Raw genomic sequence first — 25,985 nt, 5'->3', positions numbered from 1 at the left:
GAAGAACTACGCACTCTGCAGACCGATAAGAAACGCGAAACCAGCATCCTTTGGCAACTGCGACTTCAGCGCAGTGAACTGATCGAAGGTCTGCCAAACGGTTGGACCTGGAAGCTGGAAGCAGATCTCAGCCATATGGCTCCAGAGCAGAAATGGCGTGATCGATTCCAGAACCTTCTCAAGCAGCAAGAACAGCCCATCGGACTGCGTGATGCCGCTGAGCTGATGGGTTTGTCATCCGATGAGGAGAAGACTTTGCGCAGCTCCGTCGGACGCGACACAGCTTGCCGAAGGTGGCTGACACAGAAACCACGACAGGGAGTTCCTGGTCTGTATTTCATGCCGCACGAGTTCAGGAATGGCTCTAATCACCTCCAACAAAAACACCAAAACAAATCAGGGGTTCAAACAAGAGAGACACACCCCTTAAAGAAAGGAGTGGAAATGTTGGAAGTAGGAGTAAAACCCTTTGAAAGAGAAGGGATTAAACCTCAAACAAACCCTAAAACACACATCCAAGCTCCAACACCTGAGGTCGATCAGCTCCAACAAAACACCCCACTTTTCTCAGGGGTGTCTCTCTCTCCCCCCATCCTCAACGGTCACACCGACGCCGTTTGGGAGGTCATCGACAACAACCCCGGGCTTCATCCAGCTCGACTTGCTAACAAGATCTATGCCGAAACGAATGTCGAGATCAATGGCAGTCAGGTCCGTGCATTACTGCAAAGCCGACCCCTGAACTAATTACTGTCAGAATCAACAGCATGGGTAAGAAATGCACCAAGTACGAAAAAGAAAAGCGCATCCTGCAATTTGTACAGATGCTCTCTAAAGGTGCTGTCAACTCAGAGTTGATTCAACACGCTGCCTCAGAGTGGGGTGTCGATGAACGCCAAGCACGGAACTATCTGCATGAAGCACGGCAGGTTGTTATTGATGACGTCAACCATGACCGCAAGATTGTTGTCGCTGAGATGGTTCACATGATGAAAGCCGTGATGAAGGAAAGTTTTCGGACAGGACAGCTGAATTCAGTCATTGGAGCTGCCAATACGTTGTCGCGTGTGGCCAAGCTCTAAGAGTGGCCCTGATGGCCAGTGACCAGCTTCCAGAAGGAGTGGGGCGAGATTTCTCCAGAGAGGTTGAGAGTATGAACAACGCCCAACTAGGCAACAGCTAGAGGGCGCCTAGCCCAGGCTCAGTTGATGTTTTCCTGGTGGGGCACTCCCTTGCAACTGAGTTCATGCCTCTCAGACACCCCCTCTTTCATCGGACGATACTGGCGCTGTTTTGGGATTCAAAAGAGGCAGGCTTTGTGCACCCCACACTGGAGAATATTGACGGCTTTAGAGAAGAGCTTCTACGAGAGCTGGAGGAAGGCATCAAGCCGATCATTGAAGAGCGTTGCTATAGGGATCCAACAGTCGAAAGATCAGAAGAAGAATCCCAAATCCCTCAGTGTTAAGAGCCCTTCTATCGGTATCCCCAGAAATGGCCAACAGAAGGGTGATCACGTGCTGTCCATGCTGGCCAGTTCAGCCACGCCAAACCTGATCATGAGGTGGGGGACTAGTGCTACCCCTTAAATCAGAGAGCATGTGAATAGAGACCTTGAGCATGCTGGCGTTAGTCGCCAGAAGTTAGTGGCGCAGTTCACGCATGGATTGATGGCGGCGTTAGGCAAAGCGATTGCATCTGATCAACCTGCGGCTGTTGTTGGTTGCGCTAGAGAACTAAATAGCTTGCTTGGATTAGCCCCCTCTAGTAGATAGCTTCCGATTTGTATTCGCCCTGAATCGACCATATATCTATAATTATAAATAGTAGGGAATAAACGCCTCCTAGGTGGGAGAGTATCAATGACTTATTGATACACCAGCGCCAGTACAGATCAGCGCTAGCAAGGATATTGGAATTAGCAATAAAGATGCTCGTTGCTGCAAAAGTAAAGAGTTTTAGCCTCTCTTTGATTGCTGGAGTTATCGATAAGGTTTGGCTAAGGAGGCTCCTTAAAGCCGTCACTATTGACAGCCAAATACCATTGAGATTAATTCAATCTTTTATGAAGTTTGCAGTTAATCATTAACGGTTTAACGCGATATGCATGACTAGCCATCATTGATGGCCCGTTGTTGCATGTTTAGTACTTAAAAAGATCTTTTGAGAAAGTCAATGTTTTAATTATATATAAATAAGAGCTCAGCTTTAAAGCAGATGCGAAAATCGACTAATGGCTCCATCAAATAAATGAGCTGGGCAACAAAGGCTGGTGGCATTGGTGATGCTCGTGGAAACGGCATCAGCGCCTTAGCAGACGGCTCCACGTTCATCACTGGCTACTACCACCGTCTGATGACCTACTCCCGAGGTAGCGCCAGCTTTGGGTCAACAACACTCACATCAGCCGGCAGTGCTGGCCACGTCTTCATTGCCAAGCTCAATGCTGATGGTTCCTATGCCTGGGCAACAAAGGCTGGTAGCAGCAGTTTTGACTCGGGTCACGGCATCAGCGCCTTAGCAGACGGCTCCTCTTTAATCATTGGCGCCTTCTATGGCAGTGCCAGCTTTGGGTCAACAACACTCACATCAGCCGGTAAAGAGGACGTCTTTGTTGCCAAGTTGAATCCTGATGGTTCATGGGGGTCCACACAAACAGCAGTTCCCACCTATCAGCTATCAACCTCAGCCTCTAGGCGCAATGAGGGTCAGTGGTTAACAACAACAGGGAGGACGACCAATGTTGCGCAAGGTACAAGGCTTTATTGGAGCCTTGGCGGCAATGGCATTAACGCCAATGATTTCTCTTCTGGATCCTTAGGCGGCCCAGTCACTGTTAGTCGCAACGGCACTTTTAGCTTTAGTCATCGCATCAAGAAGGACCAAACAACAGAAGGCACAGAAACCCTCAACATCAAGCTCTATAGCAACCGGCAACGCACAAATCAGGTTGGCAATACCGCCTCAGTCACGATCAACGACACATCAATTACTGCAATAACAAAACTAAACAATGATTATGTTCAATTTTCTACTCCTAAAGGCACACAAAGACCAACAGGTGCCATGGCAAAATACTATGACTATGTTGATCGTTACCCATTAACGCTAAAACAAGCCTTTATTACTGATTACAGATCTGGCAAGACAGCATCACAACACCTTTGGGGGCAGATGCACTGGTTGAATAACGGCAGTAAACAAGGTCGCGTACTTGAAGTCAAAACTGGTAAAGAAGATGCCAATGACTACGGCGCCTACGTCGAGGACTACGGCACCACACTGCTCGATGAATATCGTAAGGATTCACGTGCCATCATTAATGGCGGCAGGCTTTCCCTTTTTAACTGGGGGAAAGAGCATTACAACACCATGGGGAAAGCAAGAGGACGGCAGATCGATGGTGGTGCTGACTTTGGTGCAATTATTAAACTCAATTCAAGCCTCTATGCTCGTTGGCAGGATGCACGTATTGCCAATCCAACCCTAACGGCATTTGATTTTGGTTACCGTAATCAAAATGTAATCAAGCAGACCTTAGGTGTGAAACTGGGTCGCGATACAAAAGAGAAATTGACTGGTCAGCATGTACACACTGTTTAATAAGACTCAATTCTTGTCTGTCCTGGGATGTAGAGAAACCGGAATTCCGCTTATACAATTATTTGCTGTTCATGTTAAGGAAATCGTCGACAAAAACACTATTCACCTAAATGATTGCAATAAAGAGATTTTGTCTAAGCACCGTAAAAATTGGGTGATGATGGAAAAGCATAGAGATAGAGGCGATCCGGTTAAATATGCTGCCCCAATAAAGGATTCGCTCCACTATTTATCACTAAAATATAGAGAAAAAAGTTTTTCCGGGCTTATTGAAGATGTTGAGAAAGTAGTAAGAATATTTGAATTTGACAATAAATTTTCTTGCGCCCTTATGTCAAAAATCCTTTTAGTGAGGCACCCTCAACCAGGCGGGCAAATGTTATATCATATTTACGACGGGAGCCATAGATTAGCGTATTTTAGTTTTTACGGTTTGAAGTCAATACCTCATCGTTATGTGCAAATCGCTGATAGTGAAAATGATCTTCATGCTTTGCTTCCTTATTAGTTTCTCTGATGATGTGAATAGCTGTTTCAAAAAGTCTTTTGTAGGGATAGCTCTCCTGATTTTAATTGGATTTTTTAGATTCTTCTTTGTGGGCGCCCCATTCGAACTTTATGGTTCTTAACCATTTTGAAAAATTGTTTTATATGAAGCTTTTGAGTCGTTTTTGCGATATATTCGCTTGCGAGTATTCTGCCACTAGCTGATCAATTAAGACAATTTCTGCTATGCAGTCCGTTGAGTGAATGACATGACAATGAGATACTCCCGGGCTTGTATTAGGTAATTTAATATTTTGCATGTCACCACTAAGCCTTGGGTTGAATTGCTCGCGTACTCTCCATTTCATATCGTTAAAAAGTTTTCTTGATTTTTCATCTAGTTTGGCTGGGTCCTTCGGGTAGATTGTGTCTTCCTTGTACGCAAATTTGATTACAGCAAAGCTATATAGGTTATTATCGCTCAATCTAGCTATCTGAAGTAAGAGTCTGCATTTTTCGTATATATGAGAGGAGTGTTTTTCTTTGCAGTAAAGAATTTCCAGGAAGTCAGATAAATCAACTCTTTTTATCGATGTAATTCTGTTTTCTACTGGTAAAATATTTCTACTGCTTGTGCTCAACATTTTATTAATATCTTGAAGTTGATGTAAGCCGTGTTCCCAGATTACATATGTATTCAATCTGTAATTACATAGTTTGGGGTATTTTAGATTGCATATCTCAAGAGATCCCTCAGGTGCTGGCGTGGTGCATTCTGAAGAAATACTGTGGAAGCATGCTTTCGAGTAGTAGATGCTTGGGTAATATTTCCCATAACCATAAAAAGTGGAATTACGTTTATAGCTGAAAATGCAAATATCAATATATCTTTTGTTTCGCTCCATGGAAATCATCGAGTCATAATTGCTGACTCTGATCAGTCTAAATCCTTGACTAATAAGACTTTTAATTGTTTTTGTGCAAAAGATCTTGAGGTCTTTGGCATCGATTGCAATGTCGTCATCGTGATCGGGTATAAAGCCTCTATAGACAGTAAATCCTAAAAGAGTCTTGCCTTGTAGCCAATGTCTAATGCCGGATCCTGTAAGAGCTATTGAGATATCGCAAAGGTTCTCTTTTCTGATCTTATATTCGAGTTCTTTGTTCTTTTCGAAAAAGGATGCAGATTCTAATTGAAATTTCGCGAAATTGATTGAGTACTCTTCCTCCCACCCCAATATTTGAGCGGCTATTCTCGTCATGCCATTTATCACTTTATATCATAGGTTTTGATCTTAAGGCATTGCTTCGAGTATTTACTCCCTGGATTCTCAAGATTTTATTGAGGTTAGTCAACTGCAATAATAAAGCTCGACGACTGGTTCTGATGGATTTAAAAGTCTGTTGAAGTCCGCTGTTGTCGAGAGATGTGCGGGCGCATCTCCTGCCCTTCTAGCTCCCAATGCCGATGCAGTGGCTTCTGCTGAGCTACAAAGCCGAACTATGAGTTTTTCCGTGCTGGTGGAAGCAGTGGGATGTCCTCCTCAATAACTTCTATCAGATTGTGAACCGACGAGCAATCATCTTCTACGACCGCAGCACGGAGTGGAAGGTAGGAGGCAACGGCAAATCCTTGCTTGCCAAGTCCTTTCGGCACATCAAACCCTGGCACTTCGTGGACATAAAGAAGGAGCAGTCAGGGGACAACCGATTCCTCATGTCTGGGTTCACCCCTGACAAGGAGATCGTCGTTTTGTCGGACACCCGTAAGGAGTTCGACCTGAAGTCCATCTACAACCAGATCACTGACGGGCTCACCCTTTTGGACAAGGGCGTCGCCAAGTTGGTCATCCCTGAGGAGCGAGCACCCAAGACGATCATCACGACCAGCTACACGATCGATGCCACTTCCAGATCAGACCGTCGTCGTCTTTGGTTCGTACCCATCAGCACCTTCTACTTAGAGCAGGAGGAACTGACTGGAAAGAACCTGCTGACTTCCATAACGGGCGTCTCTGCGACAAGCACGTCTGGGACGAGAGGGAGTGGGGTGCCTTCTATACGACCTGCGTTTACTGCCTCGACCAGTACCTCAAGGACGGTCTGCAGAAGTTCGACGACCACCTTGGTGGCAACGATGTGCTGACAGGAACCAGCGGTAACGATATTCTCTCAGGTGGCTTCAATGATGACCTCATCGCTCATGGTATGGGAGGAGAGGATACAGTTTTTGGCGGTCCTGGCCGTGATGTTTTTAGGCTGAATACGGGCGGGAAGTTAAATATCCGTGATTACAGAGATGGTGATGACTTCATCCAACTCGGCGATGGCCTCTCTGAATCTGATATTCAGATGAGCTTTAATGGGTTTAATAACACCACTAGCTTCCAAAGCGGATCAGAGGTGCTGGCGACGGTTTATGGAGTCAAGCCCAATAGCTTTAGCTTTGCGCAGCAGTCTGATGGCATCGATAATGTGTTTATCTAGAAGGATATTTTGAACTAACCATAATGACCGGAATGACCTTCTGTGTATCTTCTCTGAATCACAAATAAATAAAAGCTAGTTAACTAAAGATTGCAACTAGTGGCAGTTTTCATAAGACCAGTGCAACGGGCCACGCACATCAAAGCTGCTACTAATTGCCATTCGGGTAGTCGCATGCTCAAACGACTGGTGAGCAGTGCAAGAAATAGAAGCAAGAAAAAGAAAGGAGAATGAATAAATCGCAGACTTGCATTAGCAACCTCCGGAACCTGGGGAGGGTGTTTTTGGATACCCACGCGCGCGAGGCTGAGATCAGAGCCAGGGGATTTCATTTGTGAGCTGTTCCCCCAGTTAGGTAATGCGTTACTGCTCAGGCAGTCCTGAAGGACTCGTAAACGTCACGCGCTTGGCGGCCAAGCTGTTTCACATCAGTCACTGCTAGGTTCAATTCCTTCTGATGGATTTCCCATCGTGCTTGAAGGTTGAACCACTGCTCCTTCCAGGTGACCAAGTCACTCTTTTCTGCAGCTAGCAATGTCTTTAGTTCTTTTTGCAACTCCCCTTATATCCCCGCTTACAATCCCAGCGCACACAAAATGTAAATCACAAGAACAGACCCAAAAATCGTTATTCCAACCATACTTTTGACACGCATCCATTTACGGTCCCATTTATAAGGGGCCATTAAAAAAATCGATGTCAACGTGAACAGAGCAAACCCTATCGTTGACCAGTGAGGTTTATCACGTGCGATCAACATTGAAATACCGTGAGAAAGAAAAAACAGTTGAGACACATAGGACGAAAGGGCACCCAAGTTGTAGACAATCTCTTTGTGCTTGAAAAAAAACGAAATCACGAGCGGTCTTGAATTTCTACCCAAAAAATACATCTCATTTGTTCAAGAACAACCAAAGCCATGCCTCACCTGCCTAAAAATGCTTCCACCTGAACTTGCGTGGACTGCGGATCAATGCCACCAGGATCACCGCAGACCAACGCACCAAAGGCGGCAGCGAAACGAATGCGCTCCCCGGGCGCTGCAACCCACCGTTGCAACAGCCCGGCCGTAAAGGCATAGCCAGCACAGGTGGGATCAACAACTTCACTGGGCTGAAAAACAGGCTACACGCTGCTCTCACCTGCGAGATGCCAGCGCACTGGCGCCGCTCCATCGGTGACCACTACATCCGGCCGCTGGGGCAGTGCTCTGCGCAGCTTTTCCCAGGTGATCTTCATTAATCACCCCCTAGCGGTGCTCTCCTGCTTCTGGCCTTCCTACTCCAATCGCCCTGGATGGCGCTCTTAGCTGTTGTTGGAATGGCTGCCGCCAACACCGTGTCTCGCCTTCCCAATCTTGGCCAAAGCCTCCGAGATCAGGGTATCCATGGCTTCAACGGTGCCCTTGTCGGATGCGCAGCAGCCGTTCTATCGGAGTCGAGCTCCCTCTTCGATGCCGCACTAATGGCGATTTTCGTGGCACTCGGTGGCGGACTCACAACCGTGATGATCGAGCTATGGCGGCGACGCTTTCATCGCCGCGGCGATCCGCCAGCGCTCACACTGCCGTTCTGCCTAACCACCTGGGGACTCATGGTGTTGGTCAGTCCTCGCATCCCTGACTCCATCGAGACGGTGCAAGCGGCTGCATCCACCAGTTCCTTGCAAGCGTTAGCGCTCGGAATACCGCACAGCTTCGGACAGGTCTTTCTCTGCTCCGACCTTGCCAGCGGATGGCTCGTTCTCCTGGCAGTCGCTGTTGCAAGCCCGATGGCAGCCGCCCTCGGAACCTGTGGCGCACTGATCGGGATGATCACCGCCTTGGCAAGCGGGACGGATCCCGCTGCCATAGCCCAAGGTCTGTGGGGTTACAACGGTGTTTTGGTGGCGATCGCCCTTGGCGGTATCTTCCACGCCCCCGGACGCAGAAGCCTTGTCATCGCTCTGATTGGAGTCTCGTTGGCCAGCCTGCTACAGGCAATGCAGGGGAGCTGGATCGGCAACCTGCCACCACTCACCCTGAGCTTCGTGCTCACAACGTGGATGATGCAGGGTCTGGCTGGACCAGCGCTGCCGGCCTTAATTCCGGTTGCTCTGCATGCCGTGGTCACCACTGAAGAACATCGCAAACGGTTTCTCGTGGCGAATGAGCTGCTGGGCTCTTTCCGCCAAAACCTGAAACAACGAATCGAAGGCACCCTCCCAAGCGTTGGGCTGGAACAGCCAGAAACGGAACGGAACAGCCAGATGCAACATCTTTTTGATCAGCTCGACCGCAATCGTGATGGCAATCTCAGCCTTGAAGAGCTTCGTCATGCACTGGCAATGGAAGGGGCGAGCGATGGCAACCAGCTGCGACGGACGTCATCCCTGAATGATCAATTAGCGGCAACGATGGCTTCGATGGATCTCAATGCTGATGGACGAATCAACTGCAATGAATTCAGTCAGCTCATCCAACGACTGCAACGACTGCGACAGGGAGAGGAGCGCTTACTGCTGTATTTAATGCCAGTGGATACCAATGGCAACGATCGTCTCGACCATGATGAACTCGACCGACTCCTGACGAGCATCGGCCAGCCAGCGCTCACTTCAAAAGAACAAGCATTAGTTTTCATGGACCACGAGCAGAGCCTGAGCTGGCATGATTTCGTCGATCGCCTTCTGTTGAGCTAAATCATGGCCGGGCCTAAAACGTTGAGCGATTGCTCGTAGCTCCCGGGCCTGCGAGTGCTTCATTGCGAAGCTGCTGGAGCAAACCGTTGCGCTTGAGCTGGCTAATCGAAAGGTTGATGCGCTTCACCGTTTCAGGATTGAGCTTGGGGGACAAGGCAAATCCCTGAAGTTCTGGGCGAATGCCAGTCATCGGCAAAACAGGGATGATTCCGGAAGAAGCCGCATGAGACTGGAGATAACGGAGTTGCAACTCGTCTGCCAGCACCGCGTTCACGCGACCATCCTTGAGAGCCAACAAGGAATCACGAATCGAATTAATCGGCACACGTGCAGACTGGGACTGATGTGAAGAATCAGCCAACTGCATTCCAAGCTCCTTCAATAATTCTTCGCTGACAGTTCCGGATTTATAACCAATGCGCATCGCTGATAATTCATCAAAAGAGTTCAAACGACGACTCGCCAAACCTTGCGCCTCTTGGACTAATTCCACAGTGAGAAATCCCACCAAAACCGCACTGGAAATATTACGAACGACATAGGCCGCCATTAATACAGCGCGCCCTCTGGTCGTATCAACAATCTCCGCATCGCCTTCACCAGTAAGAATAATCGTAAAGACTTTGACAAAGCGATGCAAGGGGCTCTTCCCCCCATGCTTAACCAAGCTCGAGTAATCCTCAACCCACCAAACAAGTGCACTCATCACAAACAACAACAGCGTTAAAAGGGCGACCATGCGCACCAATGAAGGGCTGAATAACGCCGCAAGAAAAGCTCGACTCAAACTGAAAGGATCATTGGCGACCATGACAGCCTGACCATCCTCCTGAAAAGGCAAGCTAAATTGATATTTGCGAAGCCGACTAGGGCTTAAATTGATACATTCAACAGCTACATCAAGTTCATTCAAGCGCGTCGCATCCAACATCGACTGAATAGAAGACATCGGCATCAGCCTGTAATGAAGGTTTTCGCGTTGCGCAACTTGCGTCCAAAGGTCAACAGCCAGCCCCCTCCAAACACCAGCTTCGCGATAACTGCAAGGCTGGCTTCCAGCAACCACGCCAACCCTTAAAACACGTGGCTCTGCCAATCCACCGGCAGGAGTGCAAACACTCCAGCCAATCAACAGCAGATTAGCAATCAAGAAGCGACACTTACAACGTTGATCCCTTCGCAGCAAACCAGTTACTTTTCCCATTAATCACCTTGCCGCAAGAATCCTAAGCCGCAAAATATTAATGAGCACAGTTCTACGCTAAAGCATCACAATCTGCATGATCGCTTTATCAAGGGGCATCACGGAAATGGGCTTCCTTAGCAGCGTGAGCCCCCGACGCCATCAAGTGGCGGAGCTAGATCGTGGATGTCGACGCGATACCCCCCCTTCGGGATCGCAAATCTCACCGAGGTATTCAGACCCGCTGCGTCATAACGCTCCAAGGCCAAACGCAGACGACCAATTGCCACACGGACAACGGGGTCGATCGTGGGATCAAAATCATCTCCGCGATCCAGATGCCGTAGGGATCGAGCGCCTCTTGAGGAGCAGGCCAACGTCCGTCAGCGCGGAACATCCAAGGCTTTAGCGCAGCATCGCAGCGACCATCCTCGATCCACCACACCAACAAATATGCGGTCAAGCCGGATGCCCGATCAACCAAGTCGTCTAAGCCACTCACATTCGCCACTCCGCTTATCGCATAACCCCGCTTATCGCATAACCCTGAGCACTAGTCGTAGACAACTGGCATTCCCGCTGCCGGTGGCGAGATCAGTGCCTTGACCTCTGGCTGAACAGACAGCTTGAAACGCTTCCACTGAGGGCTGCGCAGGATCTGTTTCACAGCAGCTTCCCCAAGACGTTGACCCGCTTCCACATCACTCGGATAGTGCATGCCGCATGTCACGCGAGCCGCCATCCCCTGATGCCCAACCGCCAGCAAGCGCTCACGGCGTTCCGGCAGAAGGTCCGCCAGAAGCAAGCTGGTGGTTACATACCAAGTGGCATGGCCACTGGGATAGCTTGCCGAGTCCTCACGAGGGAGACAGGGCTTGAGATCCTGATGGGTCACAAACGGACGTGAACGGCCCATTGCATACTTGAGCTGGTTTTTAACCTCATCAACCAAGCGTACGAATTGCGGCACGCCTGCCCGGATGCGTGGTGCTGTCTTCACGAAATCCGAACCAATGGCCCCTTGAAATCGACCGATGTCGCGATCGAGGTAACTCCATGCATGACCCACCAACTCGGAATCACGCGCAAATTGCTGCCAACGCACCACCGCCAGATCCCGTCTCCATCCATCACTGTTCGTTGCCGGTGGCATCCCGACCACATCCGCTAAGGGGGCAAAACGGAGCTGGAAGCCATCCGCTGGATTCGCTCTGGAAGGAGCGATCGTGGCTGTACTCACACCCGCCAGCAAGGCCCATGCGAAGAGCGAAACCCGAAGCATCATTTGAAGTCTTCAAGTTATTTTAGCTCTTAAGCAAGACCTAGCCAATCGGCAAGGCGATTCAGTTGCCTCCAACTCATCTCAGGCATCTGCTACCAGGTCAACAACGATTGCCTTGGGATTGGGATGTTCGCCTTAACTAGTTTGCTGAGGAGTGGCATCAAGTTGCTGTGAAGTTCCGCAGGTCAAATAGAATCAGCGACAGTGATCAAAGCCTCAAGATTTGGTGATTAAGTTAGAGAGTATAAATAGCTTTAGAGCAGATTAAGTTGAGGGTAGATTTGTTGTGAATACGAAAAACTATTTCTGATTAGTACCTGCCAAAGACGACATCAAGGCAACTTTCTGCAAGTCAACGTGCCACGTATCGATGGTTGCTTCAAGCCGATATTGAGGTGGTTGAAGAAATAAAAAGCCGCCGCGATTGGAGGGGACTTAGATAAGCTATGCTGCAAACATCTACATACATCCGGGCAGCCCTCCCCCTAACATGGACTCCCGTGACGTTATCCCCCGCTAGTAAGCTCTGTCTTCCATCTAAAAGCATTCGTAATCGTCGAAGACATAAAAACACCCGTCCGCCACCCTGACATCCCGATTGGCTGGTGTTGCAGATAACGCCTGAATTGCAGGCATCACTGATGGTTGTTTCTTGCTTGGTGCTCCATAACTATTGCTTCCAAAGCGATATTTAATGTCTGCAGTAAAGCGTGTATCAAATGCTTCGTCGTAAGAAAGATTGGCACCAAGTGTTAAACCATTGCTGATGTTGTAAGCCAGCCTTCCTTTAACACCAGAACCATCGGCTTCACCGACATCACCACTTTGGTAGTAGTAACCAACAGAAGCATTGAGATCTGGTGTGATGCTGTAGCCAACATCTAATCCGTAGGTATCTAAAGCCCCAGCCTCGTACTGGCTGTTCAGCCTGTGTTCGACATCACCAATGGGAACCAGTGCATAGGCATTGAAGTTCCAAGTGTCTGAGACTGCTTCTAACCCTGCAGCAACTTGAGAGAAGAAGACATCACGCTTGTCTGTGACATTGACGCTGGTATCAGCATCACCTGTATTCATTGGCCGGCTGTCATAGCCAGCATTCACTCCATACATCCAGCTGCGATCACCATTGAGCCAGCGATACCCCAAACGGGTTGAGGTGCTGATCGTGGTACCAGCAACATCGGTATTAACGATGCTGCTTTCACCATCTCGATCAGAGAAGTTGGCATTGGCTAAGGCATCAAGGAAGAAGACGCTGTTCTCACCAACGGCAATGGGAAGAAACGCTCCAATACCGGCTTGATTGGGTGTGCCTGCTCCTTGCAGTGCACCTTGAAAACCCCAGTTGAACTGCACAGCGTCTTTGAGGTTGATCTCCATGACGCCGAGATCTGCTGCACTGCCGTCGTCTTGAGCAGTGACTGGCTGGATGGGAGTGCTAGCTAAGGCAAGAGCAGCAGCAAGAGATAAGGACAGGCGGAGGGAACTCAGCACTGGGATTGAGCGCTTAAAAGGTCACTGATTATCTGGTTGATTACTTGTTGCAGCTATCAGTCCACATCAACTGCAGCAAAAGGAAACTGAGAATGTTTTACGCCTGAACATCAAAAAGCCTCGAATACAGATGGGGTTTTATTTGACTGCGTTCACCTGCGCATAAAGATCTGCGGTTGCATCTGGTATAAAGCGGTAATAGCTACTTAAGTGCACCTCAATCGTGTGCCCCATTGTCATCGTTGAGAAGGTTGGGCAGGTTCCTGTCTTCTTGCAGCAGGTTCACAGCTTCGGCGTTGATCTGGTCGCGACCAAGGGCTATCCCAGTGCAACTCAAATGTATGAGCTGGCTCGTGAGATCGATGACTAAATAAGGAATGGGCAAGCCGTTGAGCTGTTGGTCTGCGCTGACTTTGACCCTGAAGGCGATGACTGGCCTCGTGCAGCACTAGAACAAATCAGAGGAAATGTCAGCGCCCTTCATATGGTCGACAGTCAACGGGTGCTGGTGACAAGGGAAGATCTTGATGACATCGGTCCCGCTATGCAATATGTCCCGCTATGCAATATATTGTACTTTGAATTCCTACCCGATGGTCCTTTAAAATGAGTTCTACCCCTAGAAGTCTCATCGGAGAGAGTACGCAAATTGGAACCAAGAAAGATGATGTACTTGTGGCTTCGTATGGAAAAGATATTTTAATTGGTGGCGACGGAAATGATTTTCTTTTGTCAGACGACTATGACGATATCTTGCTCGGCGGTAGCGGTAAAGACAAATTTGTTTTGGCAAAACTTGAGAATCCAACCAAGCATCGAACAATATATATACCTGACTTCTCAATATTAGAACAGGATTGTATCGACTTCTCGCATCTCTTAGGCTCGGATGCATACAACTATATTGGAAACGAAAATTTTTCAGGTCATGGCAATCAAATAAGGTATGTACCATTAAAGAAAGGTAGAAAGAAAGGTAGAAAGCAAAAAGATGTTCCAGATTTAGCTCTGCATTATGACAAGAATGTTTTTGATAAAGTCTACTCTGACAGTGGTCAGGGTCTATGGCATTCTCATTTCCATAAGGATTGGATGTTTCATGGGTTGTATAAACCCGCAAAGCTCATCATACAAGACGAAAATCTTCATGAAACAACAATCGTTATTGGCTATAAAGAAAATGGAAATCCTCATTCCAGCAAATATTATTCTAGTAAAAGTTCACTTTCGACAGAATCATTAGCAGCTCATTCTTCAGCTTTTCTGCTGGCCCCATCAGAGGCAGGAAGGAAGTTTTCCCGGTTCTCCCTTGGTTTCCCCCCCCAAGGCCTTCCCAACCCAGGCCATATTTTCCCCAAACCCAAACCCAACCCCAGGCCAAAGTGGAATCCTCCTCACATCTCCTTTCCACACCCGCATCCGAAACATAGAAATCCCTTCCACCCGCATCCTCCGAGTTGGCCAAAACCAAAACCTCACCACACATACCCCCCGATAATTCCAACGGTTCCACATAGAAAAAATCCAAGCCCCAGAAACCCAATACCCATAAAAGGCTTTCCTCTTCCTGTTTTGCCTGGAGCCTCCAGTACCCACAAAGGCGTGCCAATTCCTGGCGGTGGTGGGTGGATCAAATTTAACTATGGCTTGAGTGATTTTCAGGCAACTGCTTCTAATGTAACAGTCCCCAATTTGCCACAAAGTGGAAATTTTTACTCGGGAAAGGCTGGGTTTGGAGCAGATACTACGATTCTTGGAGCAATGACAGCTTCATTCATACTAAATACTGGCGCTAAAGGGACTTATGTATCACCTCCAGCAGGTATGAATCTTTACCCGAAAGCACCACAAGTTAAAATTGGGACTGCTCCGGTCATTGGATCGGCTGGATTTTCTGGAAGTGTAGGTATTTCAAGCGTGTTAACTATTGATGAGAATTCAGAAAATAAAAGTTTTGCTTTTGATGTCACGCAAAAGTTAGGTTTACAACTAAATATTGATACATATGTAGAAGATAATCTCTTAGGGACTGTAGCTGTTTATACCCACCTTGCCGGTCTCGACCAAGGTACAGAAGTCAACGGACCTGATGATCTTACCGGGCTTGATTGGACATGCTCGATTATTCCAAAAGTATCCGGTAAAGTTGGCATAGGAGCCCAAATAGGCGACCTTGGCACTGCAACTATTGTTGATATAGGCCCAGATTTCAATTTAAAGTTTAGACTAAATTTAAATGATGGGGGCGGAACAATTACATTTGACCCTACGCTATCTGTCGGAGGCGATATCGGAAAAGTTTCAATTGGTAGTTTAGATGTTGCCGCATTGGACTATACAATTGCAGAAGCACCCTTTAGTGATTTCGTAAGTGAGTTACCAGTAACCATGAATATTTAAGAGGAACAATTTCGCCTTGCCTTAAATCGTTTTTACTTAAGACTATATTCTTATACTGCTCCCTTTAAAGAATACTATTGACTCTACCAATGCTTATTACCTGGCAATATAGTTTACAGATTTATATTGTTTTTCTAACACTCACTTAAATCTGTAAGTAGAACAAAAAACTGACATAAAAAAGGGCACCCGCGTTGGATGCCCTCAAGTCCAGGGCAGGTTTTCAGGGTTTCTACGTCCTCGGACTCCTAATACAGGTCTAAGCAAGCAGTAATCATGATTTCCTTTCTGCTCTGATGAGCTTTCTGGAAGCTCTAGTTGCTTTTTGGCTTCATCTTCATTGTAAAGATCAGGATCATATGTGTCATTCGTTTTGCAGACTCCATATTTATTGCAAGTACTTTCTGCTTTTGCACTAGCGATAAAAAGCGTCAGAAGAGCAGGAACGAGTAGCAAGCGTTGCATGGTTGGCATCCCATTGCCCAAGACTTAGCAGGGGAAGACCCAGGCACTGCTAGTTCGCAAAAGATTTACTTGATCAGATGCAGTAAGGCTGCATAGGAATCGGTGTAGTGGATGCAGTCTTTGCTTTAGCCAAGGTGCACTAGCAAAAGTTGCAGGGGGCTTTGTTTTTCGGCGAGTTGTTTTAGAGCGGCCCCTTCGCTCTTCTCAGACTTCCTCCCTCACCACAAGGGCTCATTTCTTTGAGGTGCACTTTGAGGGACTGGTGCAAAAGGGCCTGTGCTTTCACCTTTGGGAGACCTTGACTCTGCTTTTGGCTCTACTGGTGCTTTCTCTTTTGGTGTTGAAGGAGTCTCTGCTGCTTCATCAGGTTTCTCTGAATCCTCCTTCTCGCGCTCTTTTTGCTCTTCTGTTTTTTCTTCTTCTGCAGAGCAAAGGCCAAGGGGTTCGCAAAGCGCTGGCACCGTAAATAATGCGTAGGCCGCGGACAAGCCTGTTAGCACTACCAAAACGATGAATAATCCCACCACTATTTGGTCACTTCCACTTTGAAGAGAAGAAGAATGCTTTGCGGCTGGCGGGCTTGAAGGTTTGGCGAACTGGTCCACCACGGTGGATGGCAGTTCATCAGATGACTTGCTTAATACCGCTGGAAAAGATGGCTCTGGTGTGGATGTTCCCTTAAAGGGCATCTGTGGCTCTGATGGCGGAGTTGATTGGGCTTGATCAGAGCGGGCGCTCAAGTAACCATCAAGAAAGCTGGCAATGCGTGTGACCAATGAGGGCGCAAGCATTTCATGGGCTGTTGTTAGAAGCTCATCTCGTTGAGGAACTAGCCCTGCTTCTGACTTTGCGTTGATGAATTGAAGGAAGGTTGGTTGAGATGCCAGCAGGCGTATTGAAGGCAGCAGCGATACATCCGCTCCCATCAGGTCTTGCAGCAGATTCAAGGCCGTTTGCAGCTCAACTGGCCGTCGAGGCTTTAAAAGCTGAGCAAAGCGCTGGCCAAGCTGTTGATCAGAAGCCTGCGTCGACATACATCACCAGCGATGTTGTTCTTGTGATAGATAATAGTAAACATATAGGGAGATTTTCCCATTGGATCAGATCCAGGTGCCAGATTCACTCATCGATCAATTAATGTTCTTGAAATCATCATCATTCAACAGGTAATCTTTACGCAGTTAGTTGAATGGTTTGCCCACTAATTATCGCTGATCACGCTAATGACCAAATCCACTTTTAACACCATTAATCAGCTGTCATTGAAAGGATGCTGGAAATCTTCTCTAGCCCTTCTTGTTGGTCTCGGTGCATTCTGTCAACAAGTAAATGCTCAGAGCACTACAGCGGTAGGAGTAGCCAGGGCAAGCGAAGTCTTAATCAAGCGCTACGACCCTAAAGTTAGAGATGTAACCCTTGTTGTTCCAGCTCCAGCAGGGACACCGACGGCTTGCATGCAAGACAACAAGAGCACAAATGGTGATTGGGAAGCTTATTACTGCACTTTGGATCGGAATATATTGATTTCACAAAAGAATCTTAATCTGATCGAAAAAAGATATGGCCTAGCTGCAATAGCAACACTAGTCGCTCATGAGTTTGCTCATGGAAGGCAACATGCCATTGCTGGCTTTATGAGGGATGCAGTTTGGTCAGTCGTATTTGATGAGCTACAAGCTGATTGCATTGCTGGTGTTTACATGCGCCAGGCTACACCGATTTCTCTTTCACCTCAGCAGATTGAAAAATCAAGAGACTTCCTGGAAAGCATTGGTGATTATTCAGTGCAGGAAAGGTCTTGGCATGGAACACCAGGCATGCGTGGAGCTGCCTTTCAGTTCGGCTACAACAAAGGAAGCCTCAATGCATGTTGGGCATCGAGTCAACGCAATTGGCGAAAGACCCTCGAGGATGCTCCCGATCAGGTCGATAGGGCTATTGAGAATGCCCCTGCCACGCTTGATAACTTGATTGATCGCGGCCAAAAGTTCCTAGAAGGCCTCTAAATAGAAAAAAATGAGTGTTGTTCTTTTTAGTCGTTGTCGCAACGAAGAGACCATCGTCTCTTTGTCTGTTGGTGAGTTGAGCATCGGGCGTTCGCCTGATGCAGACATCAACTTGCCAAAAGATTGGACCTTGCTTTCGGCTCTACATCTGAGCTTGCAGGTCACCAGTGATGGAAGCCTGGCTGTTCGTGATGGGGTGGCTGGCAAGCCAAGTTCCAATGGAACTCAGCTGAACTGCAGTTATCTCCCAGCTGATCGTTGGACACCCTTGCGATTTGGCGATGAGCTGCAAATTGGCAGTCAAATTAAAGATGCAGTGAGGCTGGCTGTCCTTTCAGATGCCACTAACACCAGTCAAGGTTCATCAGCTGAGCAGCAGCGCCAATGGCAGTTGGAAGGCAGAAGTCTGACGATGGGTCGTGGACTGGACTGTGTCATCAAATTGAGAGGGCCAACGATATCGAGATTGCATTGCTCGATTAATCGCTCTGGCAATGACGTCGTTCTTCTTGATCAAAGCCGGAACGGTATCTTTGTGAATGATCGGCCAGTCAATCGTCAAGTGCGATTAAGGGATGGCGATCAGATCAAGGTTGGGACCTCAGTCTTTGTATGGACTAATCCTTGGCTCAGTCGTCAAACCAACGGCAAAAGCTATCGAATTGATGTGCGCGACCTATGGCTCAAGGGTCGAATCAGTGGCAGTAACTTTTCCATTGAGCCCGGGCAGCTTGTTGCCTTTGTTGGTGGCAGTGGCGCAGGTAAATCAAGCCTGCTAACCACCATCGTTGGCCAAAACCTTGACTATCAAGGTCAGATTTTGGTCAACGGCAATGAGTTGCGGGAGACCTATGGCGCCATCAAGCAGGAAATTGGCTTCGTTCCACAAGACGACATTGTTCATCTTGATCTCACTGTGGAAGAGGTTTTGCGCTATTCCGCGCGACTGAAGCTTCCCGATGTGGACGAGCAACGCGCAGCCGTTGAACGTGTGTTGGATGAATTGGAAATCAGCCATCGCCGCAAGGCATTGGTTAGAGAACTAAGCGGTGGTCAACGCAAGCGGGTGAGTATCGGCGTCGAGTTGATTGCCGATCCGCGGATCCTGTTTCTTGATGAGCCCACATCCGGCCTCGATCCCGGGCTTGACAAACGGATGATGGAATTACTGAGAAGGCTTGCAAATTCTGGGCGAACGGTGGCTTTGGTGACCCATGCCACCAATAACGTGATGCTTTGTGATCAGGTTGTTTTCCTCGGTCGAGGTGGCCACCTTTGTTACGCCGGACCACCTAGCCAGTGCCTTGATCATTTCAAGTTGACTGGCGATTTTTCTGACATTTATCAGTACCTAGAACGCAGTGATCAAGAGATTGCCACAATCGCAGATAGCTATCGAGCAGGGATCTTAAAAGTCTTGCCGAACGTTTCCAGTCAATCTGGTTCGACATCACATTCACTCGACACTAAACGAGCTGGCCGGCTTGGGCTTGCGACTCAACAGTTCCGCACATTGCTCTCTCGTGATGCAATCCTTACGTTTAGAGACAGCACCTCACTTGTTCTTAATGCAGTAACAGCTCCGTTGGCTGTTCTGATGATTGCTTTTGCTGCAAATAACAGGCAGATATTCTCAAACCTAGATGCCATTGATGCCAGGACATATCCCGATGCATTGAGAGTCCTATTTGTAATTATTTGCGCCACTACCTGGGTTGGACTTTCTACATCTTTGCAATCACTTGTGAAAGAGCGAGGAATTTTCTTGCGGGAGAGGTCATTCAATCTACTGCCGGAGTCTTACCTGAGCGCAAAAATCATTGTGATGGTATTGCAGGCTGTTGTTCAGTCCCTATTGATCCTAGCAACTGTGAAGATATTCTTTGACTCACCAGATGCCATATTCCTAAATTGGCCATTGTCAATAGCCTTGGTTTGCTTTACAATTCTGGTCACGATTGGATCGCAGGCGTTAATGACATCAAGCCTGGTCAAGAATAGTCAGCAAGCCAGCAGTATCGCTCCATTGCTTTTAATACCTCAGCTCATCTTTGGCGGAGTGTTGTTTACGCTCAGTAAAACCGCCGATGATATTTACCCATTAATAACAAGCCGCTGGGCAATGAAAGCGATGGGAATTTACTCTGATATCACTGAGTTAATTCCAGGTGGCCAGGCAGGTATCGACCAGATGCCTGGCGCTAGTTCCTACGAAGCAACTTTAAATAATTTACACGGGTCGTTCATTGTTATGGCTTCTCAGTGCACTGCTTTTTTACTGCTAACACTAGGATCTCTACTGTTTTTAAAACACAATCGCTAAGCCCAGATTTACAACTATTCTTTGTTTTTGATCATGAGAGATTCAAGGTCAGATGACAATCAATTCACTCGACTTTTCCAAAATAACCTAGCGTGATGCAACCAATGAAGAGAACAACAGCTCTCCATTCTGCTTTGATCGAAATCTTGGCTGCATCTGGTTTTAGCTTGCCTGTGCAGGCTGGACTTCTCTCGCCACTTTTTTGGTTGGATCGGCCACGGCTAGAAAGACGCCTGGCCAAGAAATGAGTGGAACTAACTGCTGGAGACAATGCGAGTCTCAGGGAGAAAATGAAGCCAGCCTGCAAGGAATTTATCAAGCCGGTAGTAAAATGCCTGATGAAACAGATGGAAGCCTCTGGCAGGGCTTTTGGAGTGATTGTCGAGATCCTACATGGTGAATTTGGCGAAGACAGCCAGGTTGTCATCAGGCTGTGTAGCGCTTTTATTTTCAACTTGCCTGCTAAGACTTTTATGGATGTTCCATTAAGAGATATCCTGGATCACTGAGAAAAAATTCTAAAGAGACCAACTTGAAAGGGATAAAGGTATTGAACTTGGATAAGTTTTTAGGAAGCAGCGAACATTCCAATTAGATTGAGAGCAGATGGGGCTGAGCAGGAAGTTAGTCTTCAGTGAGTCCGATCCATCGTTGCCCCTCGTCGCTGGACATCTTTTATGGCCAGCAAATGCCCCCATGTAGGGGATATACGCATATTTGTTTTTCTGGGATAATCAGATTAGTGAACAATGCCCATGAAAACCCTTCAAAAAAGATTTGCCTCTGTTGCGGCTTGTTCCCTGATGGGAACGGCAGCGTTTATCGGCGTTGACTCCTTCGTTCCTAAACCCGTCAAAGCTGCCGGTGCCAGCAGCTTTTACTGCGGCCAAGCCTCTGGCGCTCCAGCAACCCTTGCCAAGACAGCAAGCGGCAAGAGTGTTCCTGTCATCCGTTGGACCAGCTCAACATTTAATTCTGCCGGTTGGGATCAAAGCAAGCGTTGCCAAGTTGTTTCGGCTCGCTTTGAGCAATATCGCAAGCAAGGAAGTCTGCAGTATCTGACAACTGGTCGGATGAATGGCCAAGCGGTCATCTGCACAGCAACGAGCAAAGGTGGCGCCTGTGCAGGTCTGCTCTACACACTCAAGCCAGGTCAGAACCCAACCAAGACTCTTGCTGATCTCCTTGATGTAAGGACAAAAGCGAAAGGGCCGTTGAATGAAACAACCTCTCGCCTTTACCTAAAAATGAGTGATGTGATTGATGCGAAATCTGGCATCAGCCCATCAGCATCGATAACTGTTGACACCCCATCATCAGCAACGACTGAAGCTCTTTGGTGATCAACAGAGCACTAAAGCCTAGGGCGATGGCTTTGAGATTGGCTACAGCAGGAGCCATTGGCTTACTTACAATCACTCCTGCTGTTGGTAATCCACGTCATCAGAGCACCGTTCTCATCCGTAGTGGCGATCAACATGGTTCTGGAGTGATAGTCAAGCAAAGCAATGGTGGTTATTGGGTGGTCACCAATAGCCATGTGCTTGGCAAAGTTGATGTGCATTGCTTAGAGAGCAGTGAGAAGGGTTTGTATCCGAGCGTCAAAGTTCCGCTGGATAACAACAATGCTGATCTGGCTTTGCTGTGGTTCAAAGCAGCAGACCAACAGGAGCGTGTCGCATTACTTGCTGAGCCAGAAGAAACAACTGATGCCATTGATCTAGTTATTGCGACTGGCTATCCCGCCAGAGATGACTACGTAGAGCGCAAAGGGTTAACGGTTCCGTTGTTGAGCGAAGCGTTAGAAGGCGGCTATGACCTCACCTACACCAGCGATATTGATAAAGGCATGAGTGGTGGTGGAGTCTTTGATAGCAATGATCGTTTAGTCGGCATTAATGCAACGCATCAAGAGCCACTCTGGGAGACAAGCCGGCAGTACAAATCAGGGCATCAAGTCTCAGAGAAAATGAATCAAAAACTAGATCAAGTAGCTATTGGCCTTGATATACAGCAGGTAGTGAAACTATTGAAAAGTGCTGACCAGCAAATAGAAGCACCAATGATTAATGAAAATATAGACAACAACTGCAGTTCAGCATTAGAGGAATAAAGAGCTGTTATTTCATCGCATATTGCGGCACCAGGCAGCATCTGCGCTGTTTAACCATTGATCTGCTACTTGAGACCCAAGTGATGCTGCTTTTTTGAAATCTTCACAACCTCCTTTTGCATCATCCAGCATGCCTTTTGCTGCGCCACGATTGGCATAGGCTTTTGCCATACGCGGATCAAGTTCTATTGCCTTGTTGGAATCAGCAATTGCTCCTTGAACATCTCCTGATTTAATCTTAGCAAGACCACGGTTCTCGTAGGCAAGAGCATACTGTGGATCAATCTCTATTGCCTTGTTGTAATCAGCAATTGCACGCTGGTAATTGTCTAAATTATCGTAGACAAGGCCACGATTAAGATAGATCCTTGCTTTTTGTGGGCCAATATCTATTGCCTTATTGTAATCAGCAATTGCTCCTTTATAATCCTTGGATTCGAGCTTTACAATGCCTCGATTGTAGTATGCATCGGAATGCTGCGGATTGAGCTCTATTGCCTTGCTGTAATCAGCAATTGCTCCTTGATAATCTCCTGAATCGCCCTTGTTAATCCCGCGATTAGCATAGGCATTTGCATTGCGAGGATCAATCTTTATCGCCTTATTGTAATCATCTAGTGCCCCTTGAGGATCTCCCAGCACTTGCTTAGAAACACCCCGATTACTTAATGCCACCGCATTAGTAGGGTCTATCTTTATTGCCTTGCTAAAATCAGAAAGGGCACTTTTAGGATCACCCATATTACTCCTGGCTAATCCACGATTGACGTAAGCGACTGCATTATCAGGATTAATCTCGAGGGCTTTATTTTGATCATCAATTGCTCCTTGGTAATCACCCAAATCATTCTTCGCATACGCACGTATGATGTATGCAAAGCCAGTTTTGCGTAATTTCAATGCCTGATCTGCTAGGCGGATCATAGTCTGCTCTCTTCCTTTCTTATTGGCCGAGGCAAGCACTTGTGCATAGTAGTCATCAGCATTTGTAGCAGTGTTGTTTGCAACAACAACTGGCGAGCCACTAAGGAAAAGCTTGTAATAACTAATCGGTACACCTTGGTTGACACCAGTCTTCATTGAGACTTCATTCCCATTGGAAGCATATTCATTTTTTTCACCCCTGCCGTGAAGACCAATCAACTCTCCATCAGCATTGAGGAGGACACCACCACTCATTCCAGCGGCTGTCTTGTTGTCATACAGCAGTTGATAGCCCTGATCAATGCCTACTTCTGCGTTGGCAACAACATCTCCAGTCTCGTAACGAAGGTTTTGTGAATTAGCTAGAGGGAATCCAGCGACGTAGATCGGATCATCGTATTGAACTGTTTTTACATCTCCAATTGATGCCACCTCATAATCTCCTGAACTGGAGAAGGTAAGGACTGCCATATCAATCTCACCTAATCGCTGGATACTGCCTTGCTCCAGTTGATGATCCTTGCCATCGGAGGTATAGATCCCAACCTCTTCTCCAGGTCTATTGCTGCTGACCACATGCCAAGCCGTGAGAACTGTAAAGCGATTGCCGTCTTTTTTGACGAGAACGCCAGATCCTTGCGTTGCTCCTTCTATGCGAACAGTGATTGCCTTTGCGACCTTGGCAACAGCAGAAGCATCTTGAGCAACTGCTGCTGCTGCTTGAAGAAGGACTGCGGTGGTTGCTGTGGTGATGCCAGCAGTGCCCAGTAGCAGTGGTTGCCCTAGTGGCAGCAAAGACAGGGCAGCAGCCGTAAGAGCACCCTTAGCTTTCATCGAGTAGTTCCTCATTCTCTAGTTCTCATTTCCCAAGGATATTGATCGCCACGCTTACGTCATCGCCGCTGCCCTCTGTTGTGATGCGATTGAGCCCAACATCTAGAGCAGTGCATTCACCATCAGCCCCAGTAACAGGCACCTCGCTGACTAGGTAATCCGCCAATGCTAGAAAGTCAGTATCAGTAGTGCAGGATTTACGGATGCCATCAGTGCTGAGCATCAAAGCGTATGGATGCTCATTGCGATCGATGCTTTGCATCGTGCTCCGTTCAGCGAAGTGCAATAGAGCGTCGCTTTTGCAAAGACTGAAAGTCGATTCCCCTTTGATTCCAAGCGAGTCTTCGCTGTTGATTAGCTCTGCATTGCTTGCACCTTCACCTCTATTGGCTTCAACGCGCACTAGATCCCAATCACCGATGCCCGTACACCCCCACCAATGAGGCGTGAGGATCACCAAGCCAAGCGTGCTGCCGTAGGTGTAGAGAGAAAATCCTTCTGCTTTCTGTTCTGGGGTTTTCTGGAACCTCCGCCAATCATTGGCCACCGCGAAGCGCCAGTTCTCCACGATCTTGCCTGGGAGTTCACGCTTGAGCCATTTATGCCATTCGGACAACGTCGACCTTGAAGGAGCTGACCAACTAAGAAGTCTCCTGCCTAAATCTTTTCGAGCTTGCTGGATGGCAATTTCACACGCAAGCTTGCTGCCCACGTCACTGCGCCAATAACGAGCACCGCCATGGCCATCAGCCACAACCATCAACTTGATGGGCACTCCACTTCTGCTACGAAAACTGGCGCTTAAGGAAGAGTCCTGACACACAACGCCTTTGCGCCGATGACTGGCACCGATGAGGCTGCGATAGACGGGAGGTTGCCAGTTCACCAAACCACTGGCCCTACACCGTCAATGGGGTCAATCAAGGTTGGGGGTAAATCAGGCAAAGGGATATTGCCTTCACTTGCTGATCCTTGCGTTCGACTTACGGGCATCGATGCTGCACCAACAACGGCAGTAGATGCCCACTCGATGTACTGCGCCAATGCTGTTGCATTACTTGCTTGCAATGGTTGCCTTGCTGAGGTGCTTACTCCCTGCCTTGAGCGTCCGACTTGTCCACCTGCTTGAGGGGCAAGACCAATGAAATCCTGCAGAACATCCATGTTCGCGTCATGACCAAGAGCAATGGCCAAACGCACGGCTTTTTGTGCCCACATCTGATTCATCAACTCTTTGAGCCCAGCATCGAAATCATCAGTGGGTTGGCCATCAGAGATCAACACCAATACTGGTGGTAAGGCTCTTTCTTCCATCGGCGGGCTACTGAGCTGAGTTGCGACCAGTTCAAGCGCTTCTCCCATGGCCGTAATGCCACCAGCTTGAAGATCAACCCATTGCAGTTGCTCCACTGCTGTGGGTTTTGAGATATGCCAACTGGCTTTATCAGCAAAGCTGACCGCGCGCACCAACACCCTTGCTTCTGGGTTATCACGCGCCACCTTCACCATGCCGGGTAATGACTGACGGATGGCTTGATTCAGGGCCTGCATCTTCCCTTGCGCCGCCATTGAGCCAGAGCAATCGCAGATGTAGATGAAATGCAGCGGGCGATTGGTGAGGCGAACGTTGGGGAAAGGCATGGAGGCTTCGCTTCAGGGGAGAGAGGCAGCGGCGAAAGAGGTCTTTGTCAAATGGCGTTTGT

General features: G+C 47.9%; 27 protein-coding genes and 1 pseudogene. 16 read left to right on the top strand and 12 right to left on the bottom strand.

What is annotated here, in order from left to right; genetic code table 11:
- Positions 1-135: 135 nt before the first annotated feature.
- From SIB79_RS04205 to SIB79_RS04185, 5 genes are all read left to right on the top strand, one after another.
- Positions 136-747 (top strand): hypothetical protein, encoded by a 612-nt coding sequence (locus SIB79_RS04205; protein WP_063402758.1) that lies wholly within the window; start codon positions 136-138, stop codon positions 745-747.
- A 20-nt stretch (positions 748-767) separates the two neighbouring features.
- Positions 768-1,082, top strand: a complete 315-nt coding sequence (locus SIB79_RS04200; RefSeq protein WP_413681144.1) for a hypothetical protein — start codon at positions 768-770, stop codon at positions 1,080-1,082.
- 164 nt (positions 1,083-1,246) lie between these two features.
- Positions 1,247-1,468 (top strand): carbonic anhydrase, encoded by a 222-nt coding sequence (locus SIB79_RS04195; protein ID WP_236072446.1) that lies wholly within the window; start codon positions 1,247-1,249, stop codon positions 1,466-1,468.
- A 782-nt stretch (positions 1,469-2,250) separates the two neighbouring features.
- A complete protein-coding gene (locus SIB79_RS04190) occupies positions 2,251-3,603 on the top strand; it encodes a hypothetical protein (protein ID WP_063402779.1) in 1,353 nt (450 codons plus the stop codon).
- Positions 3,604-3,616: 13 nt separating this feature from the next.
- Positions 3,617-4,111 (top strand): hypothetical protein, encoded by a 495-nt coding sequence (locus SIB79_RS04185; protein WP_155724523.1) that lies wholly within the window; start codon positions 3,617-3,619, stop codon positions 4,109-4,111.
- 139 nt (positions 4,112-4,250) lie between these two features.
- Here the strand turns inward: SIB79_RS04185 and SIB79_RS04180 are convergent, their stop codons facing one another.
- A complete protein-coding gene (locus tag SIB79_RS04180) occupies positions 4,251-5,351 on the bottom strand; it encodes a hypothetical protein (RefSeq protein ID WP_063402777.1) in 1,101 nt (366 codons plus the stop codon).
- 142 nt (positions 5,352-5,493) lie between these two features.
- Between SIB79_RS04180 and SIB79_RS04175 the strand changes: the two genes are divergently transcribed.
- The 3 genes from SIB79_RS04175 to SIB79_RS04165 all read left to right on the top strand — a co-directional run bounded on the left by SIB79_RS04175 (position 5,494) and on the right by SIB79_RS04165 (position 6,576).
- Positions 5,494-5,640, top strand: coding sequence for a hypothetical protein (locus SIB79_RS04175; RefSeq protein ID WP_155724522.1), 147 nt, complete (start codon positions 5,494-5,496; stop codon positions 5,638-5,640).
- Between the two features lie 166 nt (positions 5,641-5,806).
- Complete coding sequence (locus SIB79_RS04170) at positions 5,807-6,235, top strand: hypothetical protein (RefSeq protein WP_155724521.1); 429 nt, start codon at positions 5,807-5,809, stop codon at positions 6,233-6,235.
- The gene (locus SIB79_RS04165; RefSeq protein WP_063402775.1) at positions 6,229-6,576 is read left to right on the top strand and encodes a hypothetical protein; all 348 of its coding nucleotides are present in this window, start codon (positions 6,229-6,231) and stop codon (positions 6,574-6,576) included. The genes SIB79_RS04170 and SIB79_RS04165 overlap by 7 nt, the downstream gene beginning before the upstream one ends.
- 83 nt (positions 6,577-6,659) lie before the next feature.
- Here SIB79_RS04165 and SIB79_RS04160 read toward each other — a convergent pair whose 3' ends face one another.
- Positions 6,660-6,908, bottom strand: a complete 249-nt coding sequence (locus tag SIB79_RS04160; RefSeq protein WP_063402774.1) for a hypothetical protein — start codon at positions 6,906-6,908, stop codon at positions 6,660-6,662.
- Between the two features lie 592 nt (positions 6,909-7,500).
- Positions 7,501-7,683 (bottom strand): annotated as a pseudogene (locus SIB79_RS04155) (carbohydrate kinase); the annotation flags it as partial.
- Positions 7,684-7,872: 189 nt separating this feature from the next.
- On the opposite strand from SIB79_RS04155, the gene SIB79_RS04150 reads away from it, so the two are divergent.
- Positions 7,873-9,255 (top strand): urea transporter, encoded by a 1,383-nt coding sequence (locus tag SIB79_RS04150; RefSeq protein WP_236072444.1) that lies wholly within the window; start codon positions 7,873-7,875, stop codon positions 9,253-9,255.
- A gap of 13 nt (positions 9,256-9,268) precedes the next feature.
- Here the strand turns inward: SIB79_RS04150 and SIB79_RS04145 are convergent, their stop codons facing one another.
- The 4 genes from SIB79_RS04145 to SIB79_RS04130 form a co-directional block, all read right to left on the bottom strand.
- Positions 9,269-10,459: a substrate-binding periplasmic protein gene (locus SIB79_RS04145; protein ID WP_063402771.1), complete on the bottom strand. Its 1,191-nt coding sequence runs from the start codon at positions 10,457-10,459 to the stop codon at positions 9,269-9,271.
- A 116-nt stretch (positions 10,460-10,575) separates the two neighbouring features.
- Complete coding sequence (locus tag SIB79_RS04140) at positions 10,576-10,815, bottom strand: hypothetical protein (RefSeq protein WP_155724520.1); 240 nt, start codon at positions 10,813-10,815, stop codon at positions 10,576-10,578.
- Positions 10,816-10,991: 176 nt separating this feature from the next.
- The gene (locus SIB79_RS04135) at positions 10,992-11,723 is read right to left on the bottom strand and encodes a phosphatase PAP2 family protein (protein ID WP_236072442.1); all 732 of its coding nucleotides are present in this window, start codon (positions 11,721-11,723) and stop codon (positions 10,992-10,994) included.
- Between the two features lie 534 nt (positions 11,724-12,257).
- Positions 12,258-13,217, bottom strand: coding sequence for a carbamoyl-phosphate synthase (locus SIB79_RS04130; protein WP_413681143.1), 960 nt, complete (start codon positions 13,215-13,217; stop codon positions 12,258-12,260).
- A 223-nt stretch (positions 13,218-13,440) separates the two neighbouring features.
- Here SIB79_RS04130 and SIB79_RS04125 point away from each other — a divergent pair, with 223 nt between their 5' ends.
- Positions 13,441-13,587, top strand: coding sequence for a hypothetical protein (locus tag SIB79_RS04125; protein WP_155724524.1), 147 nt, complete (start codon positions 13,441-13,443; stop codon positions 13,585-13,587).
- Positions 13,588-13,823: 236 nt separating this feature from the next.
- The gene (locus tag SIB79_RS04120) at positions 13,824-15,617 is read left to right on the top strand and encodes a M10 family metallopeptidase C-terminal domain-containing protein (RefSeq protein ID WP_155724525.1); all 1,794 of its coding nucleotides are present in this window, start codon (positions 13,824-13,826) and stop codon (positions 15,615-15,617) included.
- A 204-nt stretch (positions 15,618-15,821) separates the two neighbouring features.
- Here SIB79_RS04120 and SIB79_RS04115 read toward each other — a convergent pair whose 3' ends face one another.
- Entirely contained in the window at positions 15,822-16,082 is a 261-nt protein-coding gene (locus tag SIB79_RS04115; RefSeq protein ID WP_155724526.1) for a hypothetical protein, read from the bottom strand.
- Between the two features lie 218 nt (positions 16,083-16,300).
- On the bottom strand, positions 16,301-17,116 hold the full coding sequence (locus SIB79_RS04110; protein WP_063402788.1) for a hypothetical protein: 816 nt from the start codon (positions 17,114-17,116) through the stop codon (positions 16,301-16,303).
- A 189-nt stretch (positions 17,117-17,305) separates the two neighbouring features.
- Between SIB79_RS04110 and SIB79_RS04105 the strand changes: the two genes are divergently transcribed.
- From SIB79_RS04105 to SIB79_RS04085, 5 genes are all read left to right on the top strand, one after another.
- Positions 17,306-18,088: a neutral zinc metallopeptidase gene (locus SIB79_RS04105; protein WP_063402789.1), complete on the top strand. Its 783-nt coding sequence runs from the start codon at positions 17,306-17,308 to the stop codon at positions 18,086-18,088.
- Between the two features lie 10 nt (positions 18,089-18,098).
- The gene (locus SIB79_RS04100) at positions 18,099-20,411 is read left to right on the top strand and encodes an ATP-binding cassette domain-containing protein (RefSeq protein ID WP_063402790.1); all 2,313 of its coding nucleotides are present in this window, start codon (positions 18,099-18,101) and stop codon (positions 20,409-20,411) included.
- A gap of 290 nt (positions 20,412-20,701) precedes the next feature.
- Positions 20,702-20,920 (top strand): hypothetical protein, encoded by a 219-nt coding sequence (locus SIB79_RS04095; RefSeq protein ID WP_155724527.1) that lies wholly within the window; start codon positions 20,702-20,704, stop codon positions 20,918-20,920.
- A gap of 246 nt (positions 20,921-21,166) precedes the next feature.
- Complete coding sequence (locus SIB79_RS04090) at positions 21,167-21,754, top strand: COP23 domain-containing protein (protein ID WP_063402792.1); 588 nt, start codon at positions 21,167-21,169, stop codon at positions 21,752-21,754.
- Positions 21,751-22,524, top strand: coding sequence for a S1 family peptidase (locus tag SIB79_RS04085; protein WP_155724528.1), 774 nt, complete (start codon positions 21,751-21,753; stop codon positions 22,522-22,524). Before SIB79_RS04090 ends, SIB79_RS04085 begins: the two co-directional genes overlap by 4 nt.
- 12 nt (positions 22,525-22,536) lie before the next feature.
- On the opposite strand, the gene SIB79_RS04080 is transcribed toward SIB79_RS04085, so the two are convergent.
- From SIB79_RS04080 to SIB79_RS04070, 3 genes are read right to left on the bottom strand one after another with little or no spacing between them, the layout of a single operon-like run.
- The gene (locus SIB79_RS04080; protein WP_063402794.1) at positions 22,537-24,282 is read right to left on the bottom strand and encodes a serine protease; all 1,746 of its coding nucleotides are present in this window, start codon (positions 24,280-24,282) and stop codon (positions 22,537-22,539) included.
- A 25-nt stretch (positions 24,283-24,307) separates the two neighbouring features.
- The gene (locus tag SIB79_RS04075; protein WP_063402795.1) at positions 24,308-25,168 is read right to left on the bottom strand and encodes a protein phosphatase 2C domain-containing protein; all 861 of its coding nucleotides are present in this window, start codon (positions 25,166-25,168) and stop codon (positions 24,308-24,310) included.
- Positions 25,165-25,923, bottom strand: a complete 759-nt coding sequence (locus SIB79_RS04070) for a vWA domain-containing protein (RefSeq protein WP_063402796.1) — start codon at positions 25,921-25,923, stop codon at positions 25,165-25,167. Before SIB79_RS04070 ends, SIB79_RS04075 begins: the two co-directional genes overlap by 4 nt.
- Positions 25,924-25,985 lie beyond the last annotated feature (62 nt).

It is taken from the genome of Prochlorococcus sp. MIT 1342 (genome assembly GCF_047304495.1).
Taxonomy (GTDB): domain Bacteria; phylum Cyanobacteriota; class Cyanobacteriia; order PCC-6307; family Cyanobiaceae; genus Prochlorococcus; species Prochlorococcus marinus_D.
The sequence above is the reverse complement of the archived record's forward strand: the minus strand, read 5'-3'. Positions and strand labels throughout refer to the sequence as shown.